Here is a 15746-nt window from a genome sequence, read left to right as displayed (position 1 = left end):
GAAACTCGCTGGGAGGCTTGCCCGATGAGAAACGCCCTGGGCGCGGTGGACACCGTGCTGCTGCTGGGCGGGCGCAGTGAGATCGGGCTGGCGATCGTCGAGCGGCTGGTCCGCGACGGCGCCCGCCGGGTCGTGCTCGCTGCCCGTGACGCCGGTGACACCCCCCCGGTGATCGGCGCCGCCGAGGTGCACCTGCTGGACTTCGACGCCTCCCGCCCCGAGACGCACGGTGAGGTGATCGAGGCCGCCGCGGAACTGGTCGGCGACCTCGACGTGGTGATCCCCGCCTTCGGGGTGCTGGGCAGCCAGGCGGCCTACGACGCCGATCCGGTGGCCGCCGCCCGGGCCGTCGCCGTCAACTACGGCGGGCACGTGTCCGCCGGGCTCTTCGCCGCCCGCCGGCTGCGCGAGCAGGGTCACGGCACGCTGGTGGTCCTCTCCTCGGTGGCCGGGGTGCGGGTGCGCCGGGCCAACTTCGTGTACGGCTCGGCCAAGGCGGGCCTGGACGGCTTCGCGCAGGGGCTGGGCGACGCGCTGCACGGTTCGGGCGCCCGGGTGATGGTGGTCCGGCCCGGCTTCGTCGTCGGCAGGATGACCGCGGGCATGTCCCCCGCGCCGATGTCCTCCACGCCGGGCCAGGTCGCCGACGCGGTGATCGCCGGGCTGCGCTCGGAGGCCGAGGTCGTGTGGGTGCCCGGCAGGCTGCGGGCGGTCTTCGCGGTGATGCGCGTGCTGCCCCGCGCGATCTGGCGCAGGATGCCCCGCTGAAACATGTTCTCGGCGAAGTCCCCCGGCGGTGCCGACGGCCTCTCCGGCGGTACCGACGAAAGGTTCTAGACTAGAACGCGTTGCAGTTAGCTGGGCGCGACCGTACCGTGGGCGCATGCGGACACGTGTCACGGACATGCTCGGCATCGAGCTTCCGATCTTCGCGTTCAGCCACTGCCGGGACGTCGTCGCCGCGGTCAGCCGCGCCGGCGGGATGGGCGTGCTCGGCGCCCTCTACTTCACCCCGGAAGAGCTCGAGACGGAGCTCAAGTGGATCGACGACCACGTCGACGGCAGGCCGTACGGCGTCGACGTGGTCATGCCCGCCTCCTACGCGGGGGCCGAGCTGGGCGCCGACTCCTCCGGGGACCTGGTGGAACGGCTCCAGGGGATGATCCCCGACGGCCACCGCGCGTTCGTCGACGGCCTGCTGGCCGCGCACGGCGTCGCGGAGCTGTCCGGTTCCGACGCCGGCAAGGTCCTGCTCGGCTGGACCGACGCCACCGCCCGGCCGCAGGTCGAGGTGGCGCTGAGGCACCCGATCGCGCTGCTGGCCAACGCCCTCGGCCCGCCGCCCGCCGACGTGGTCGAGCAGGCGCACGCCAAAGGGGTGAAGGTGGCGGCGCTGGCCTCCACCCCCCGCCACGCGGTCAAACAGGTCGAGGTCGGCGTGGACATCGTCGTCGCCCAGGGCACCGAGGCGGGTGGGCACACCGGTGAGATCTCCACGATGGTGCTCATCCCGCAGGTCGTGGACGCCGTGGACGTACCGGTGCTGGCCGCCGGAGGCATCGGCGACGGGCGCCAGATGGCGGCGGGCATGGCGCTCGGCGCCGAGGGCGTGTGGACCGGGTCCATCTGGCTGACCGTCGAGGAGGCCGACACCCCCGAGATGGCCAGGCGGCGCATCCTGGAGGCCACCTCCCGCGACACCGTGCGCTCCCGGTCGTGGACGGGCAAGCCCGCCCGGCTGCTGAAGAACGAGTGGACCGACGCCTGGGAGTCCCCGGAGTCGCCGGGCACCCTGCCGATGCCGCTGCAGTTCATGCTGGTCTCCGACGCCCTGCGCCGGATCGGCCGCTCCGACGCCGCCGAGCTGGCCACCTTCCCCGCGGGGCAGATCATCGGGACCATGAACCAGGTGAGGTCGGCCAAGGACGTGGTCTTCACGATGGTCGAGGAGTACATCGAGGCCACCGAGCGCCTGGGCCGCCTGACTGAGGGCTAGCTGTACCTAGCGCACAGACGGGCAAGCATCTGGCGTGGGGGCGCGCCCCGGGCGGAAGTCGCCGGTCAGTCGGTTCGGTGTGGCGGCCCGTAAAGGTCGTCGAGGCGGAGCGGTGCGGGCCGGGGCAGGGACGGCGCGCCGTCCGTGGCCCGGCAGGACTGGAGGAAGTAGGCGAGCAGGCGGCGAGAGGCGGCCAGGGACGCCTCCGGGGACTGCCGCACGACGCCGCTGTTCGCCAGGAGCAGGAGGGTGACGTCGCTGGGATCGAAGTCCTTGCGCAACTGCCCTGTGTTCTTCGCACGTTGTACCAGCTGGGCGAGTCCTGCCTCGGCGCGGGCGCGCTCGCGGTGGAGGTCGGGATCGTCGGGAGACTCCTCGAGGAACGCGGCGCTGAATCCGCGGTCTTCGGCCTGCATCCTGCACACCTTGGTGAGGACGGAGCAGAGACCGCGCCAGGGATCGTCGTCCCGTAGGGCCTCGTCCAAGGCTGCGACGCACTCGGCGAGCTGCTCGGAGAACGCCGCGGCGATCAGCGAGCCCCGGGTCGGGAAGTGCCGGTAGAGGGTGGCGGCGCCGACGCCGGCCCTGCGGGCGATGGTGCTGGAGGGTACGTCGGTGCCGTTGAGGGCGTACGCCTCGCGGGCGGCCTGGAGGAGCCGGGCGCGGTTGTGCCTGGCGTCGGCCCGCTGCCCCCGGACGGGGATCTCGGAGGCTGACGAGGACGGGTTCCGAGACGGCTGAACAGGCATGTCTCTCACTTAACCACAAATGGAAGGGGTCATCCGCTTAGCGGGATTAGCCTGCTCTGGTGCCGCGGCATCGAGGTCACCGAGGACGTCTGAGCCTCGTTGTTCGGCAGCCACCTCCCCTTTCCTGCGCGGTAAAACGCTACAAGGACACCATGCGTGCAGTAGAGATCACCGACTTCGGTGGTCCGGAGAACCTCGAGCTGGTCGACCGGCCGGACCCGACCGCCGAGCCGGGCCATGCCGTATTGGCGGTGGCAGCGGCCGGGGTCGGCCTTTTCGACCCTCAGTCTCACCAGCGCACCGTCGAAGACCGCCGCCGAGACCTTCGCACCCGTCTTCGCCGACTTGCGGGAAGGCCGCCTGAAGCCGGTGGTGCACGGCGCCTTCCCGCTGGACGAAGCCGCGGCCGCGCACACTCTGCTGGAGTCCCGCGCCACCTTCGGCAAGATCGTTCTGACCGTCTGATTCGGCGGGACGAGCAGATCACCCGGTTGTACTGCCTGATGTTTGGTTCGCCTGGTCGGAAACGGCGGCTGCCGGGATCCGACGACCCTGCCCATTGCCGGTGACGCTGAGGATCGAGTCGCAAGGTCGCGACCAACGGTGTAGCGCGTGCGAGGGTTGCCGGCTGTCACGGCCTTGGCGATCACTCGGGCGGCATCCTCGGCGGACCTGCCGCCCGCGGTGCCCGCGGCGGTCAGCGACATGACCGCCTGTTCGCGCAGTGTCGCGCCGGCGACCGCTACAAACCTGCCAGGAGGCGGCGCAGGCCCCAGCGGAACTGGTCGGTCGAGATGTAGGCGGCGATGGCGTCGGCCGCGGCGTGGGTGCGGGGGAAGACGTCGGGATCGACGGCGAGGGCGGCCCGGCGCGCGGCGATCCGCTCGGCCTCGGAGGGGAGGGCGCCCCGCGCCTCCGCACCCGTGCCGTCCTTGCCTCCCGCACCCACCAGCTCGGCCGCCTCCAGGGCGATGGCGCCCAGCACGTAGACCATCACGGCGTAGCAGGCGCGCGGGTCCGGCAGCACGCCGAGCATGCTCTCACCGACCCGCAGCGCGACCGGTCCGCTGTAGGCGGCGCCGAGGATCGCGGGCACCGCCGCCGGGTGGCACAGCAGCACTTCGCGCAACGCCAGTGCGAAGTCTTCGATCCGCTGGTGCGGCGGCCTGGCGCGGTCCTCCAGCACACCCAAGTCAGCAGCGGCGAGCAGCCGGTCGGTCAGCGCGTTCATGATGGCGGCCCGGTCGGGGAAGTAGGTGTAGAGCGCGCCGGGAGTCAGGCCCACCCGCGCGGCCAGCGCCCGCATGGTCAGCCCTCCGCCGTCGACCAGCTCCAGGGCCGCGTCCAGGACGGCTCGCGGATCGACCGAGCGCTGAGGTCCTCTCTTCACGGGGAAACTCTATTCTTCCCAAGAAACTCTGAACGATGTTTAATATTAAACACCGTTCAGAGTTAAGGAGTCCCATGAGATCGATCCTCGCCCTGGGTGTGATCGCGGCCAACGTGGCCTTCATCGGCCTGGGCGCCGTCTTCGGCTATCCGGACGTGCTCGCCGAGCCGCCCGCGACGGTCCTGGCCAGGTTCGCCGCCAACCAGACAGCCGTCTCCGCCTGGTTCCTGCTGCTGGCGCTTGGCGCCGGCTCGCTGATCCCGGCCGCGGTGCTGCTCGGCCGCCGCCTGCCGGACCGGCCGGTCGCCGCGCTGGCGACGCAGGCCGGGGTGCTGGCCGGGCTGGTCCAGATCATCGGCCTGATCCGCTGGCCGTTCGCGGTGCCCGCACTGGCCCACGCGAGTGACCGGGCGACGGCCGAGACCGTCTTCGCCGTCCTGCACGGCTATCTCGGCACCGGGGTCGGCGAAACTCTCGGCTACCTGTTCACCGCCGCCTGGACCCTCCTGCTCCTGGCGGCCCTACCCGCGCCGCCGCACTGGTTCAGGGCGCTGGGCGCCGGCGCGGCGCTGGCAATCCTGGCCGGGCTGCTGGTGCCGCTCAAGCTGCCCGGCGCGGATCTGGTCAACTTCGCCGGATACGTGGCCTGGAGCGGCTGGGCGCTCTGCCTGGCCATACTCGCCGACCGGCTGCTCCTGCCGGGAACGGCTCAGGCTCCGGCTCCGGCCGCGAGTGCTTGACGGCCGGCGGAGTAAGGGCCGACGGCGCTTCGAGGCGTCCCCGGAAAAGTTCGAGGCGTCCCCGGAGAAGCAGGTGACGGCGCGCTCCGCCCGGGTGAAGCCAGGACCGGTGCCACCCGCGCCGGGCGCGCCCGCGTCGGCACCCGCCATGCCGGTGCCCGAGAAAACTCCCCGACCTGGTGAAGGTATGTGGTCACCGCATCAGAGGGGGTGGATTGTCGGATTTATTGCTTAATGAGAAGATTGAGGGGCGATGCCTACGGATATAGCTGTCATTCTTAGCGATCAGCTGGGTGAGCTGGCCCGCTTGGGGGAGGTCACCGGCGAGTCCGGCGTGAACATCAAGGGCCTCGCGGCTTTCACCGGGGAGGGCAAGGGCATCGTCCACGTGCTCGTCGACGACGCGGTCGCCGCCAGGTGCCGGGAGGTGCTCGAAGGCGCCGGGATGGGGATCGCGGACGAGCGACCGGTGCTGGTGGTGGACCTTGAGGATCGGCCCGGGACGCTCGGCGAGCTGACCAGGCAGCTCGCCGACGCGAACGTCAACATCGACCTCGCCTACACCACTTTCGGGGGCGTGAGGATCGTGATAGCCACCGACGATCTGGAGAACGCGCGCTCGGCGCTCGAATGGTCCGCGGTCATGCGTCAGGAGACGGACACCCCCAGCATCTGGGACCAGCCCGCCTGACGGACGACCGCGTCACGTCACGGCCCGCTGACGGACGCCCCCGGCACGGTCGGGTGAGATCGGACGAGGTCGATCCAGCGGTCGGCCACGCCACCCCAGAGCGTCCGGAGGGACGGTTCGGCGGCCTCGACCCGATCGAGCATCGCGGCCACGTCCACCCCCAGCCGCGCGAGCCTGCCCGACTCGTCCTTCGCCCACGCCCGGGCGGAATCGAGCAGCACCTCGGGGTGGAACTGCACGCCCCACGCCGCCGGGCCCAGCCGGAACGCCTGGAAGGGGAAGTCCCCGTCCCACAGGAGGGGCACGGCTCCCGGGGGCAGCGACGTGATCTCGTCCCAGTGCCACTGGACGGCCTGCGCGTCCGTGGGGAGACCGGCGAAGAGCGGGTCGTCGGCGGCGGCCGGATGGGCGTGCAGGCCGTACAGCCCGACCTGGGGACGCGCGGCGACCGCGACCTCGCCGCCACAGGCGGCGGCGAGCAACTGGCCGCCGAGGCAGACCCCGAGGGTGGGCACCTCGTCGCGTACGGCTCCGCGCAGCAGCTCGCCGGCGTGCGGCAGCCAGGGGGCGAGGTCGACGTCGTAGGTGCCCGGGGTGCCGCCGAGCACGAGCAGTCCCTCGTATCCGTCGAGGGACGGGGGCAGGCTGTCGCCCCGGAAGGGGGACCGGAGGTCCAGCGTGACGCCGGCCGCCGCGATGCGCTCGCCGATCAGGCCGGGTCCTGTGCCGTCCTCATGCTGGATCGCGAGAATCACAGACGGCCTGCCGCGATGATCGACTTCAGGAACATTCGGGTGCGCTCCTCTACGGGTTCGGTGAAGATCTGCTCGGGTGGGCCCTGCTCCAGGAGGCTGCCCTGGTGGAGGAAGCAGACCCGGTCGGCCACCTCCCGGGCGAAGCTCATCTCGTGGGTGGCGAGCAGCATGGTCATGCCCTCGGCGGCGAGCTGCCGGACGATGCCGAGCACCTCGGCGACGAGTTCGGGGTCCAGCGCGGCGGTGATCTCGTCCAGGAGGAGGACCCGGGGCTCCATGGCGAGCGTGCGCACGATGGCCACGCGCTGCTGCTGGCCGCCGGAGAGCCGGTCGGGGAAGGCGCCGGCCCGGTCCGCCAGGCCGACACGCTCCAGCAGTGCCGTCGCCTTCCTCTCGGCCTCCGCGCGGGAGAGGCCGCCGAGCCGGACCGGCGCGAGCGTGACGTTGTCGAGCACGCTCATGTGCGGGAACAGGTTGTAGCTCTGGAACACCATTCCGACGTCGCGGCGGAGCAGGTTGACGTCCACCCCGGGGCCGGAGACGACCTCGCCGTCGAGCCTGACCTGGCCGCCGTCGATCGTCTCCAGGGCGTTGACACAGCGCAGGAGCGTGGACTTTCCGCTCCCCGAGGCCCCGATGAGGCAGATCACCTCGTGCTGCTCCACCGACAGGTCGATGCCGCGCAGCACCTCGTGGTCCCCGTAGCTCTTGCGCAGCCCGGTGATCTCAAGGAATGTCATCACGCCCCCCGGGCTTTGTCGCGTGCGATCAGCCGGTCCACGAGGCGCGCCTGCGGAATCGTGATCAGGATGAACAGGCCCGCGACGACCGTGACCGACGACAGGTTGAAGTGGTTCGCGGAGAAGATCTTGGCCTGGTTGAACGCGTCGATCGTGCCGATCACGTTGACCAGCGCGGTGTCCTTCTGCAGGCCGATGAAGTCGTTGAGCAGCGGCGGGATGACGCGCTTGGTCGCCTGCGGCACCACGACGTGGCGCATCGTCGCCAGGTGGGAGAAGCCGAGGGAGCGCGAGGCCGACACCTGGCTCGGGTGCACGCTCTCGATGCCCGAGCGGAAGACCTCGGCGACGTAGGCGCCGTAGACGACCGTCAGCGCGAGAACGGCGTACCAGGTCTGGCTCAGGCCGGACAGCACCGGGATCTGCGCGATCGGCAGGCCGAAGCCGATCAGGTAGATGACGATGATCGCGGGCACGGCCCGGATGACGTCGATGTAGACGACCGCCAGAGCCCGGATGGGCCGTCCCACGCGGCCCGGGGCGAGCCGGGCGAGGGCCAGGGCCAGCCCCCAGACCAGCACGAGGACCTGCGCCACGACGGCGATGAACAGGTTCGTGCCGAAGGCCCGGACGATGTCGAGGGTGCTCGTGCCGATCAGTTCGCCCTGGAAGAACGTCCGCTGCACGGCGGCGTCGTTCGCGAGCACGAAGACGAGCAGGGCGAGGGCGCACAGGACGGCGAACGCCGTACCGGCCGCGGTCCACGCGGACTCCCGCACCCGGGCGGCGAGCCCTCGCCGCTCCACGACGTCCGCCGAGGTGGCGCACCGGCCCGAACAGCGCCAGGCGTCGAGCGCCGGGCGGTAGACGAGGAGCACGGCCGCGGCGCCCAGCAGGGCGGCGGCGCCCAGCACCCAGCGCCAGACGCCGGGGCTCGCCGCCTCGAAGAGGACGGCCGCGACGGACCAGGTGGCCACGGTGGCGACCGTCGCCGCCGCGAGACCGGCGAGGGCCGCGCCGCGTCCCGGCGTCGGGACGGGCTGAGCCGTCGCCGTCATGACGCCTGCCACAGCGGAACCCGGGCGGGGTCACCGCCGAACGCCTTGGACAGATACGCCGCGGAGAGCTGGTCGAGGGTCCCGTCGGACTTCATCTGCTCGATGATCTTGTTGATGGTCTCGGCGTTCGCCGAGTCCTTCGGGTACAGGGCGCCGTAGGACTCACCGGTGCTGTACTGGCCGACGACCTCCAGCAGGCCGTTCGACTTGACGGCCGAGCCGAGCATGATGGCCACGTCCTGGAAGGCCGCGTCGATCTGGCCGGCCTGGAGCGCGGCGCTCATCTCCGGGTCGTTGGCGAAGAACTTGGGCTGCTGCTCCGGCTTGAGGGTGTCGGCCACCCACAGCGCGCCCGCGGTGCCCTGCTTGACGCCGAGGCGGAGCTTGCGGATGTTCCCAGCGGTGACGGACGCCCCCTTCTTCACCATCACGCCGATGTTGGAGGCGAAGTACGGTGCGGAGAAGTTGACGACCTTCTTGCGCTCGTCGGTGATGGAGATCTCGGCGAGGGCCATGTCGAAGTTCTGGGTGCGGCCCGAGACGAGGGCGTCGAAGGGCGTGTTCTCGATCGCCAGCTTGGACAGTCCCGCCCGGTAGGCGATGGTGGCGGCCATGCAGTACTCGTAGCCGTCCTTGATGGCGGCGACGGTGTCGCCGTTCCACCAGCCGGGAGAGGGCAGGTCGCCCTGCACGCTCAGGGTGTCCGCGACGACGGGCTTGAGCGTGAACTCACCGCGTTTGCCGGTGACCTTGCAGTCGCCGTAGGAGCTGCCGCTCGCCTCGGTCGTGTTGGCCGAGGTGGACGGCGTGCCGCACCCGGCGATGGACAGCAGCGCCAGCAGACCTGCGACGACGATGCGGGGACGGTTAGTGACCATTGGCGCGTCTTTCCTGGTTGGGGACCTGGCGGAACTGTTGCAAAAGCGTTTTGGCAGAGTCAAGGAATGTTGCCAAAACGTTTTCTCATCCATGGCACTATGCCTAGATGGCCACCCGCATCGGCATTCGCGACGTCGCCCGGGCGACCGGGCTGTCGATCACGACGGTCTCCCACGCGCTGAGCGGCAAGGGCCGGGTCTCGGAGCGCACTCGCGACGTGGTGCGGGCGGCGGCGGAAAGGCTCGGCTACCAGCCCGACCCGATCGCGGCCGGGCTCGCCTCCGGCCGGGTCGGCGTGATCGGCATCCTGGTCGAGCACGTCAGTTCACGGCACTGGGAGCACACCTACCGGCCCTACTACGCCGCGTTCATCTCCGGGGCGACCATGCTCGCGGTCGAGCGCGACCACGCGGTGGTGGTCCTGCCCACGGCCCTGTGGGGCAAGGTCCCCCTGGACGGTGTGATCATCGTGGACCCCGCGCACGGCGACCCGATCGTGACCGAGTGCCGCCGGCGGGGCAAGCCGGTGGTGACCGACGGCAAGCCCCTCGACCCGGACTGCGCGGACGTGCCCGGTATCGAGAGCGACTCAGACGAGACCCTGCACGTCCTGCTCGGCCGTCTGCGCGACGCGGGGGCCTCACGCATCGCGCTGCTCACCGGCACCGAGCCCGACTCCTACACCCTCGACACCGAGAAGGCGTATCGGGCCTGGTCGGAGGCGAACGGCAACTCAGTGATCATCGAGGCGCTCCAGCCCGGCGAGAGTCCCGCCACGGCCGCCGAGCGGCTGCTGTCCCGCCCGGACCGTCCCGACGCGGTGCACGGGCTCAACGAGACGTACGGCGAGGCGCTGCTGGGCGCCGCCCGCAGGCTCGGCCTCTCCATTCCCGGCGACCTGCTGGTCACGATCATGTGCGAGACCGCCGAGGACAAGCACTGGGAGGTCCCGCTGAGCGTGCTCAGCCTTGAAGCGGAGCGCCGCGGGGCCGTGGCCGCCGCCGCGCTCGTCGACCTCCTGGGCGGCGAGGAGCCGGGCAGGCTCCGGGTCCCCACCCGCCTGGTGCTCAGGGAGTCGACCGGTCGCCCCGGGGCCGGCGACGCCGGCGGCGGGACGTGAGCGCCGCCGGCGTCGCGCTCCGGCCGCCGGCTCAGCCGAGCTTCCACTCCTGGTTGGCCGCCCCGCCCCAGCAGGTCCACTGGGTCACGTCGGCCCCGTCCCGGGTGCCGCCGCGGTAGACGTCCAGGCACTTGCCGCTGTGGCGGGCGACGACGGTGAAGTAGCCGTTGTCCTTCTGGACGAGCTCCCACTGCTGGTTGGCCCCGTTCCCGCAGGTCCACTGGATGACGTCGGCCCCGTCCTGGGTGCCGCCGCCGTAGACGTCCAGGCACTTGCCGCTGTGCCCGGCCCGGATGGTGTAGTAGCCGCTGTCGGTCGCCACCAGGCGCCACTCCTGGTTGGCGCCCCCGTGGCAGCTCCAGTGGATGACGTCGGCCCCGTCCTGGGTGCCGCCGCCGTAGACGTCCAGGCACTTGCCGCTGTGCCGGGCGACCAGGGTCGCGGTGAACCTGGTCTCGGGCTCCTGCGGCCCGTCGGCGGCGGAGGCCGCCGGCGGGCCGACGAGTGGGGCGGCGAGCAGACAGGCGGCAAGGGCAATGGCCTGACCAGCGCGGACGAGTGTCATCGGGCCTCCTGGGGCGCGTCGAAGATCAACTCGTTCTTCGTAGCACGAGTCACCTGCCGTGTCGGCTAATCACGCTCCGTAATCGAGGTCGTGTCGTGACCCGGCGGGTCGCGTCCGGTGCCGCCCGTCGCGGTGACCGAGGACGCCTGTCGCGTCGATCGGACCCGCCCGCCGTGCGGGCCTGGCACGCCCGCTGCGAGGGCCGGACCCGCCGGCCGTGAGGGCCGGGCTCACCTGCCGTTCGGGCCTGGTCCGCCCGCCGCGTCGGCCGCGCTCACCTGCCGCGGTAGACGGCCGGGCGCTTCTCCCGGAAGGCCCGGGAGCCCTCCTTGGCGTCCTCGGAGCCGATCACCGGCCAGCCGATGCCGTCGGAGACCTTCAGGGCCTCGGCCTCGGGCAGGCCGAGGGTCTCGCGGTAGGTGCGCAGGATGGCCTGGACGGCGAGCGGCCCGCACTCGCTGATCTGGCCGGCGATCTCCAGGGCGGTGGCCAGGGCCTGGCCGTCCGGGACGACCCGGTTGACCAGGCCCATGCTCAGCGCCTCCCGGGCGGTGACGGACCGGCCCGTCAGGAGGATGTCCATGGCGAAGGCGTAGGGGATCTGGCGCGGGAGCCGCACCGCGGAGCCGCCCATCGGGAACAGCGCGCGGCGGGCCTCGAACAGGCCGAGAGTGGCGGACTCGGCGACCACCCGCAGGTCGGTGCCGACGAGCAGCTCGGTCCCCCCGGCCACGGCGTAGCCCTCGACCGCGCAGACGATCGGCTTGGCCGGCAGCGCGGCGCAGTCGCGCAGCAGGCCCTTCCAGTGGAAGTCGGGGATCTCCGAGGCCCGCTGCCGGACCCGGGGGTCGCTCGACGGGGTGCCCATGGCCTTCAGGTCGGCGCCCGCGCAGAAGGTCCCGCCCGCGCCGGTCAGCACGGCGACGCGGACCTCCGGCTCGTCCGACACGTAGGCCCACGCGTCGGCCAGGCCGACCAGCATGTCCGAGGAGAGCGCGTTCTTCGCCTCGGGCCGGTCCAGGGTCACGACGACGACATGGCCGGCGCGCTCGACGCGGCAGTGCGGGGTGCTGATCGGCAGAAGTTCCACGGGGTCGGCCTCCGTTGCTTAGCAAGCGCTTGTTAGGTGATCCTAGATCCGGCGCGCCCGCTCCGCCAGGCCGCCGGCTCCACCGGCCGCCCCCTCCGGTGGTGACCGGCACCGGCCGCGGCCTTGTCCGCCGGCCCCTGTTGACCCAAGGTGTTCGGTAGGAGACCCGAAGTGTCCGGCGGTGCGGAGGGGTGGGGGCGCGCCGGACCCGCAGCCTAGATCAAGCGCTTGCTCGGTATGTCTCGGGCGGGTTAGTCTGCCCCTGCGTATAAGAACAGATTCTTGTTCTATCCTCCCCGCACCGCCAGAGTTTTTCGCAATATCGAGAACGTGATTCACTTCGGCGGTCCGGGCCTTTCGGCGAGAGAGGATTTCCGATGGGCACGCTCGGTTTCTGGAGGCTGGCGCAGGCGGATCCGGACTGGATCGCCGCCGTGGATCCGGACGGCACCGAACACCGCGCCGGTGACCTGCTCGCCCGTGCCAACCGCCTCGTGCACGGCCTCCGGGAGCTGGGACTCAAGCCCGGCGACGGCCTGTGCGGCCTGGTCCCGAACGGCGCCGACGGGCTGGTGCTCTATCTGGCCGCGCTGCAGGCCGGGTGGTACTACACGCCCGTCAACTGGCACCTCACCGGCCCCGAGATCGGCTACATCGTCGCCGACAGCGAGGCGCGGGCGTTCTTCGTCGACGAGCGCTACGCGGAGGAGGGCCTGCGCGGCGTCGCGGAGTCGGGCATCGACCGCGCCCGCGTTTTCGCGTTCGGGCAGGTGGAGGGGGTCCGACCCGCCTCGGATCTGACCGACGGCCGGTCCGCCGCCGCCCCCGCCGGCCGTACGGCGGGCGCCACCATGCACTACACCTCGGGGACCACCGGCCAGCCCAAGGGCGTGCGCCGGCCGCTCAGCGGCCTGGACCCCGACGACGCGGCCGAGATGATGACGTTCCTGCTCGGCCTGTTCGGCATCACCACGGGCAAGGAGAACGCCCACCTGGTCACCTCGCCGAACTACCACACCGCGGTCACCCAGTTCGGCGGTACGGCCCTGCACATGGGCCACACGCTCGTCTACATGGACCGGTGGGACGCCGAGGAGACGCTCCGGCTCTGCGAGCGGTACCGCGTCAGCAACTCGCACATGGTCCCCACCCACTTCAAACGCCTGCTCGCGCTCCCCGAGGAGGTCAGGGGCAGATACGACCTGTCGTCGCTCCGGTGGATGATCCACGCCGCGGCGCCCTGCCCGGTCCCGGTCAAGTGGGCGATGTTCGAGTGGTGGGGCGACTGCATCTACGAGTACTACGCCGCGACCGAGGGCGGCGGCACGATCGCCACCCCCGAGGGCTGGAAGAAGCACCCCGGCACCGTCGGCACCGCCTGGCCGATCAGCGAGCTGCTCATCGTGGACGAGAACCTGGAGCCGGTCCCGGCGGGGACCCCGGGCACGATCTACATGAAGATGATGGGCGTCCGCTTCGAGTACAAGGGCGACCAGGCCAAGACCGAGGCCGGCCGGCTGAAGGACCACTTCACCGTCGGCGACATCGGCTACCTCGACGAGGAGGGGTTCCTCTTCCTCTGCGACCGCAAGGCCGACATGATCATCTCGGGTGGAGCCAACATCTACCCGGCCGAGATCGAGAACGAGCTGATGGTCCACCCGAAGGTCGCCGACGTGGCGGTGTTCGGCATCCCCGACGATGAGTGGGGCGAGCAGATCAAGGCGGTGATCGAGCCCGCGCCCGGCGCCGCCCCCTCGCCCGAGCTGGCCGCCGAGATCCTCGGATCGCTCAAGGGCCGCCTGTCGAAGATGAAGTGGCCCAGATCCGTCGACTTCATCGAGGAGATGCCACGCGAGCCCAACGGCAAGCTCCTCAAACGCAAGCTGCGCGACCCGTACTGGGAGGGGCGAGACCGTGCGATCTGAGCGATCCGCCGGGCCGGACGCTTCCGCGTCCGGCACACTCCGGCACCCGGCGGAGAGGCCCGGCGGCGACCGGCGCCCGGCGCGGACGCCCGGCGGCGACCGCGCCCGGCGTCCGGCGGAGGAAGGGGAGCGCCGATGAGCCTGGAGGCGCGGCACGTACTGGAGTTCCCCGGCGGCTACACCCGCACGACGGGGCCGGTGATCGGGCGCTTCCTCACCGAGCTGCGGGACGGGCGCATCGTCGGGGTCCGCACGGTGGACGGCCGGACGCTGGTGCCCCCGCTGGAGTACGACCCCGAGACCGGTGACGCCGTCACCGGCGACTACGTCGAGGTCGGCCCGGCCGGGACGGTGGAGAGCTGGGCGTGGGTGCACAGCCCGCGCGCGGGCCACCCGCTGGACCGTCCCTTCGCCTGGGCCCTGATCCGGCTGGACGGGGCCGACACCTCGCTCGTCCACGCGGTGGACGCCGGCGACGTCAAGGCCCTCCGCCCCGGCCTGCGGGTCCGGCCCCGCTGGCGGGCCGGGCGCACCGGGCACATCACCGACATCGAGAGCTTCGTCCCCGAGGTCACCAAGATCGTGTCACCGGTCCGGACCGAGTACGTCATGCGGCCCGGCCTGGCGCTCGCCCGCTTCCTGGAGGGGGTCGCCGGAGGCGTCTTCGTCGGCTGCCGGTGCGGCTCCTGCCACAAGGTCTACGTGCCCTACCGGCTCTCCTGCCCCGAGTGCGGCATCGCGATCACCGAGGAGGTCGAGGTGCCGGACACCGGCACGATCACCACCTTCGCGATCAACAACCTGCCCGACCCGCGCGCCCCCGAGGTGCCGTTCGTCTCGGCCTACGTCCTGCTCGACGGCTCGGACGTCCCGATGATCGCCCTGGTCGGCGGGGTCCCCGCGCACGAGGTACGGCAGGGCATGCGGGTGCGGGCCGTATGGGTCCCCGAGGAGGAGCGGACGCAGTCCATGGCCAACATCAAGTGGTTCGCCCCCACCGGCGAGCCGGACGCGGAGCTGTAGATGCGTGAGGTAGCGGTCGTCGCGTTCGCGCAGACCCGGCACAGCGCGACCGACGAGGGACAGAGCGAGCCCGAGCTGATCCTCCCCTCGCTGGAGGAGGTCCGGCGGAAGACGGGGCTGCGGAAGTACGGCTTCACCTGCTCGGGGTCGTGCGACTATCTGGCGGGCGCGCCGTTCTCCTTCGTCTCCGCGCTCGACGCGCTCGGCGCCTGGCCGCCGATCTCCGAGAGCCACGTGGAGATGGACGCCGCCTGGGCGCTGTACGAGGCGTGGGTCAGGCTCCAGCACGGCGACGTCGACTCGGCGCTGGTCTACGGCTTCGGCAAGTCCTCCCAGGGCGACCTGCGGGAGATCATGACGCTCCAGCTCGACCCCTACTACCTGGCCCCGCTCGGCCTCGACCAGGTCTCCTACGCCGCGCTCCAGGCTTCGGCCGTCAAGGCCGACCGCGCCCGGCTGGACGAGATCGTACGGCGCAGCCGCGCCGACGGCCGGGCCAACCCCCACGCCCTCGACCTGCCCGACCCCGCGGGCGAGGACTTCGAGGTGGAGCCGCTGCGGCCGTACGACATCGCCCCGGTCACCGACGGCGCCGCCGCGGTGGTGCTCGCCGCCGGGGACCTGGCCAGGGAGCTGTGCGAGAACCCGGCCTGGATAACCGGCATCGCCCACCGCATAGAACCGCATTACCTGGGCATGAGAGATCTCGCCCGGTCGGCCTCCGCCGCCGAAGCCGCACGAGCGGCGGGGGTCGGCAAGGGTCACGTCGACGTGGCCGAGATCCACACCCAGTTCAGCCATGAGGAGCTCATCCTCCGCCAGGCGCTGGAGCTCGGTGAGGACACGCTCGTCAACCCCAGTGGCGGACCCCTGGCGGCGAACCCGGTCATGGCCACCGGGCTCATCCGGATCGGCGAGGCCGCCCAGCGCATCCTCGACGGCGGCGCGGCCCGCACCGTCGGGCACGCCGCCGGCGGTCCCTGCCTGCAGCACAACCTCGTCACCGTGATGGAGGCCTGACC

General features: G+C 71.5%; 17 protein-coding genes. 9 read left to right on the top strand and 8 right to left on the bottom strand.

Features of this window, described 5'->3' with window-relative positions; genetic code table 11:
- Window positions 1-24 precede the first annotated feature (24 nt).
- Both ACZ6R6_RS03060 and ACZ6R6_RS03055 read left to right on the top strand, forming a co-directional pair.
- The gene (locus tag ACZ6R6_RS03060) at window positions 25-768 is read left to right on the top strand and encodes a decaprenylphospho-beta-D-erythro-pentofuranosid-2-ulose 2-reductase (RefSeq protein WP_470089723.1); all 744 of its coding nucleotides are present in this window, start codon (window positions 25-27) and stop codon (window positions 766-768) included.
- A 115-nt stretch (window positions 769-883) separates the two neighbouring features.
- Window positions 884-1996 (top strand): NAD(P)H-dependent flavin oxidoreductase, encoded by a 1113-nt coding sequence (locus ACZ6R6_RS03055; RefSeq protein WP_470089721.1) that lies wholly within the window; start codon window positions 884-886, stop codon window positions 1994-1996.
- Between the two features lie 65 nt (window positions 1997-2061).
- On the opposite strand, the gene ACZ6R6_RS03050 is transcribed toward ACZ6R6_RS03055, so the two are convergent.
- Window positions 2062-2745, bottom strand: coding sequence for a TetR/AcrR family transcriptional regulator (locus ACZ6R6_RS03050; protein ID WP_470089720.1), 684 nt, complete (start codon window positions 2743-2745; stop codon window positions 2062-2064).
- A gap of 237 nt (window positions 2746-2982) precedes the next feature.
- Here ACZ6R6_RS03050 and ACZ6R6_RS03045 point away from each other — a divergent pair, with 237 nt between their 5' ends.
- On the top strand, window positions 2983-3210 hold the full coding sequence (locus tag ACZ6R6_RS03045; RefSeq protein WP_470089718.1) for a zinc-binding dehydrogenase: 228 nt from the start codon (window positions 2983-2985) through the stop codon (window positions 3208-3210).
- Window positions 3211-3487: 277 nt separating this feature from the next.
- Here the strand turns inward: ACZ6R6_RS03045 and ACZ6R6_RS03040 are convergent, their stop codons facing one another.
- On the bottom strand, window positions 3488-4135 hold the full coding sequence (locus tag ACZ6R6_RS03040) for a TetR/AcrR family transcriptional regulator (RefSeq protein ID WP_470089716.1): 648 nt from the start codon (window positions 4133-4135) through the stop codon (window positions 3488-3490).
- A gap of 74 nt (window positions 4136-4209) precedes the next feature.
- On the opposite strand from ACZ6R6_RS03040, the gene ACZ6R6_RS03035 reads away from it, so the two are divergent.
- Together ACZ6R6_RS03035 and ACZ6R6_RS03030 are read left to right on the top strand one after the other, a co-directional pair.
- A complete protein-coding gene (locus ACZ6R6_RS03035; RefSeq protein ID WP_470089714.1) occupies window positions 4210-4875 on the top strand; it encodes a DUF4386 family protein in 666 nt (221 codons plus the stop codon).
- A gap of 307 nt (window positions 4876-5182) precedes the next feature.
- Window positions 5183-5566 carry an ACT domain-containing protein gene (locus ACZ6R6_RS03030; RefSeq protein WP_470089712.1) on the top strand — a complete coding sequence of 128 codons (384 nt, stop codon included), beginning with the start codon at window positions 5183-5185 and terminating at the stop codon, window positions 5564-5566.
- Between the two features lie 17 nt (window positions 5567-5583).
- Here ACZ6R6_RS03030 and ACZ6R6_RS03025 read toward each other — a convergent pair whose 3' ends face one another.
- Genes ACZ6R6_RS03025 through ACZ6R6_RS03010 form a run of 4 tightly spaced genes read right to left on the bottom strand, consistent with a single transcriptional unit; the run spans window position 5584 to window position 8997 of the window.
- Window positions 5584-6321, bottom strand: coding sequence for a type 1 glutamine amidotransferase (locus ACZ6R6_RS03025; RefSeq protein ID WP_470089710.1), 738 nt, complete (start codon window positions 6319-6321; stop codon window positions 5584-5586).
- Window positions 6318-7061: an amino acid ABC transporter ATP-binding protein gene (locus ACZ6R6_RS03020; RefSeq protein WP_470089709.1), complete on the bottom strand. Its 744-nt coding sequence runs from the start codon at window positions 7059-7061 to the stop codon at window positions 6318-6320. The genes ACZ6R6_RS03025 and ACZ6R6_RS03020 overlap by 4 nt, the downstream gene beginning before the upstream one ends.
- Window positions 7061-8119: an amino acid ABC transporter permease gene (locus ACZ6R6_RS03015; protein ID WP_470089707.1), complete on the bottom strand. Its 1059-nt coding sequence runs from the start codon at window positions 8117-8119 to the stop codon at window positions 7061-7063. Before ACZ6R6_RS03015 ends, ACZ6R6_RS03020 begins: the two co-directional genes overlap by 1 nt.
- Window positions 8116-8997, bottom strand: coding sequence for an ABC transporter substrate-binding protein (locus ACZ6R6_RS03010; RefSeq protein WP_470089706.1), 882 nt, complete (start codon window positions 8995-8997; stop codon window positions 8116-8118). The genes ACZ6R6_RS03015 and ACZ6R6_RS03010 overlap by 4 nt, the downstream gene beginning before the upstream one ends.
- Before the next feature lie 107 nt (window positions 8998-9104).
- Here ACZ6R6_RS03010 and ACZ6R6_RS03005 point away from each other — a divergent pair, with 107 nt between their 5' ends.
- On the top strand, window positions 9105-10118 hold the full coding sequence (locus ACZ6R6_RS03005; protein WP_470089704.1) for a LacI family DNA-binding transcriptional regulator: 1014 nt from the start codon (window positions 9105-9107) through the stop codon (window positions 10116-10118).
- A 31-nt stretch (window positions 10119-10149) separates the two neighbouring features.
- Here ACZ6R6_RS03005 and ACZ6R6_RS03000 read toward each other — a convergent pair whose 3' ends face one another.
- Complete coding sequence (locus ACZ6R6_RS03000) at window positions 10150-10683, bottom strand: RICIN domain-containing protein (RefSeq protein WP_470089703.1); 534 nt, start codon at window positions 10681-10683, stop codon at window positions 10150-10152.
- A gap of 274 nt (window positions 10684-10957) precedes the next feature.
- Window positions 10958-11773, bottom strand: coding sequence for a crotonase/enoyl-CoA hydratase family protein (locus tag ACZ6R6_RS02995; RefSeq protein WP_470089701.1), 816 nt, complete (start codon window positions 11771-11773; stop codon window positions 10958-10960).
- Between the two features lie 377 nt (window positions 11774-12150).
- Between ACZ6R6_RS02995 and ACZ6R6_RS02990 the strand changes: the two genes are divergently transcribed.
- From ACZ6R6_RS02990 to ACZ6R6_RS02980, 3 genes are all read left to right on the top strand, one after another.
- Window positions 12151-13701 carry an acyl-CoA synthetase gene (locus tag ACZ6R6_RS02990; protein WP_470089700.1) on the top strand — a complete coding sequence of 517 codons (1551 nt, stop codon included), beginning with the start codon at window positions 12151-12153 and terminating at the stop codon, window positions 13699-13701.
- 135 nt (window positions 13702-13836) lie between these two features.
- Window positions 13837-14724 carry a Zn-ribbon domain-containing OB-fold protein gene (locus ACZ6R6_RS02985; protein ID WP_470089698.1) on the top strand — a complete coding sequence of 296 codons (888 nt, stop codon included), beginning with the start codon at window positions 13837-13839 and terminating at the stop codon, window positions 14722-14724.
- Window positions 14725-15744 (top strand): thiolase domain-containing protein, encoded by a 1020-nt coding sequence (locus tag ACZ6R6_RS02980; RefSeq protein WP_306858842.1) that lies wholly within the window; start codon window positions 14725-14727, stop codon window positions 15742-15744. It abuts the gene before it with no gap.
- The last annotated feature ends 2 nt before the right edge of the window (window positions 15745-15746 follow it).

Source organism: Streptosporangium sp. NPDC048886, assembly GCF_055586905.1.
Note: the sequence above shows the minus strand (reverse complement) of the source record. Positions and strands in the feature narration are given on the sequence as shown.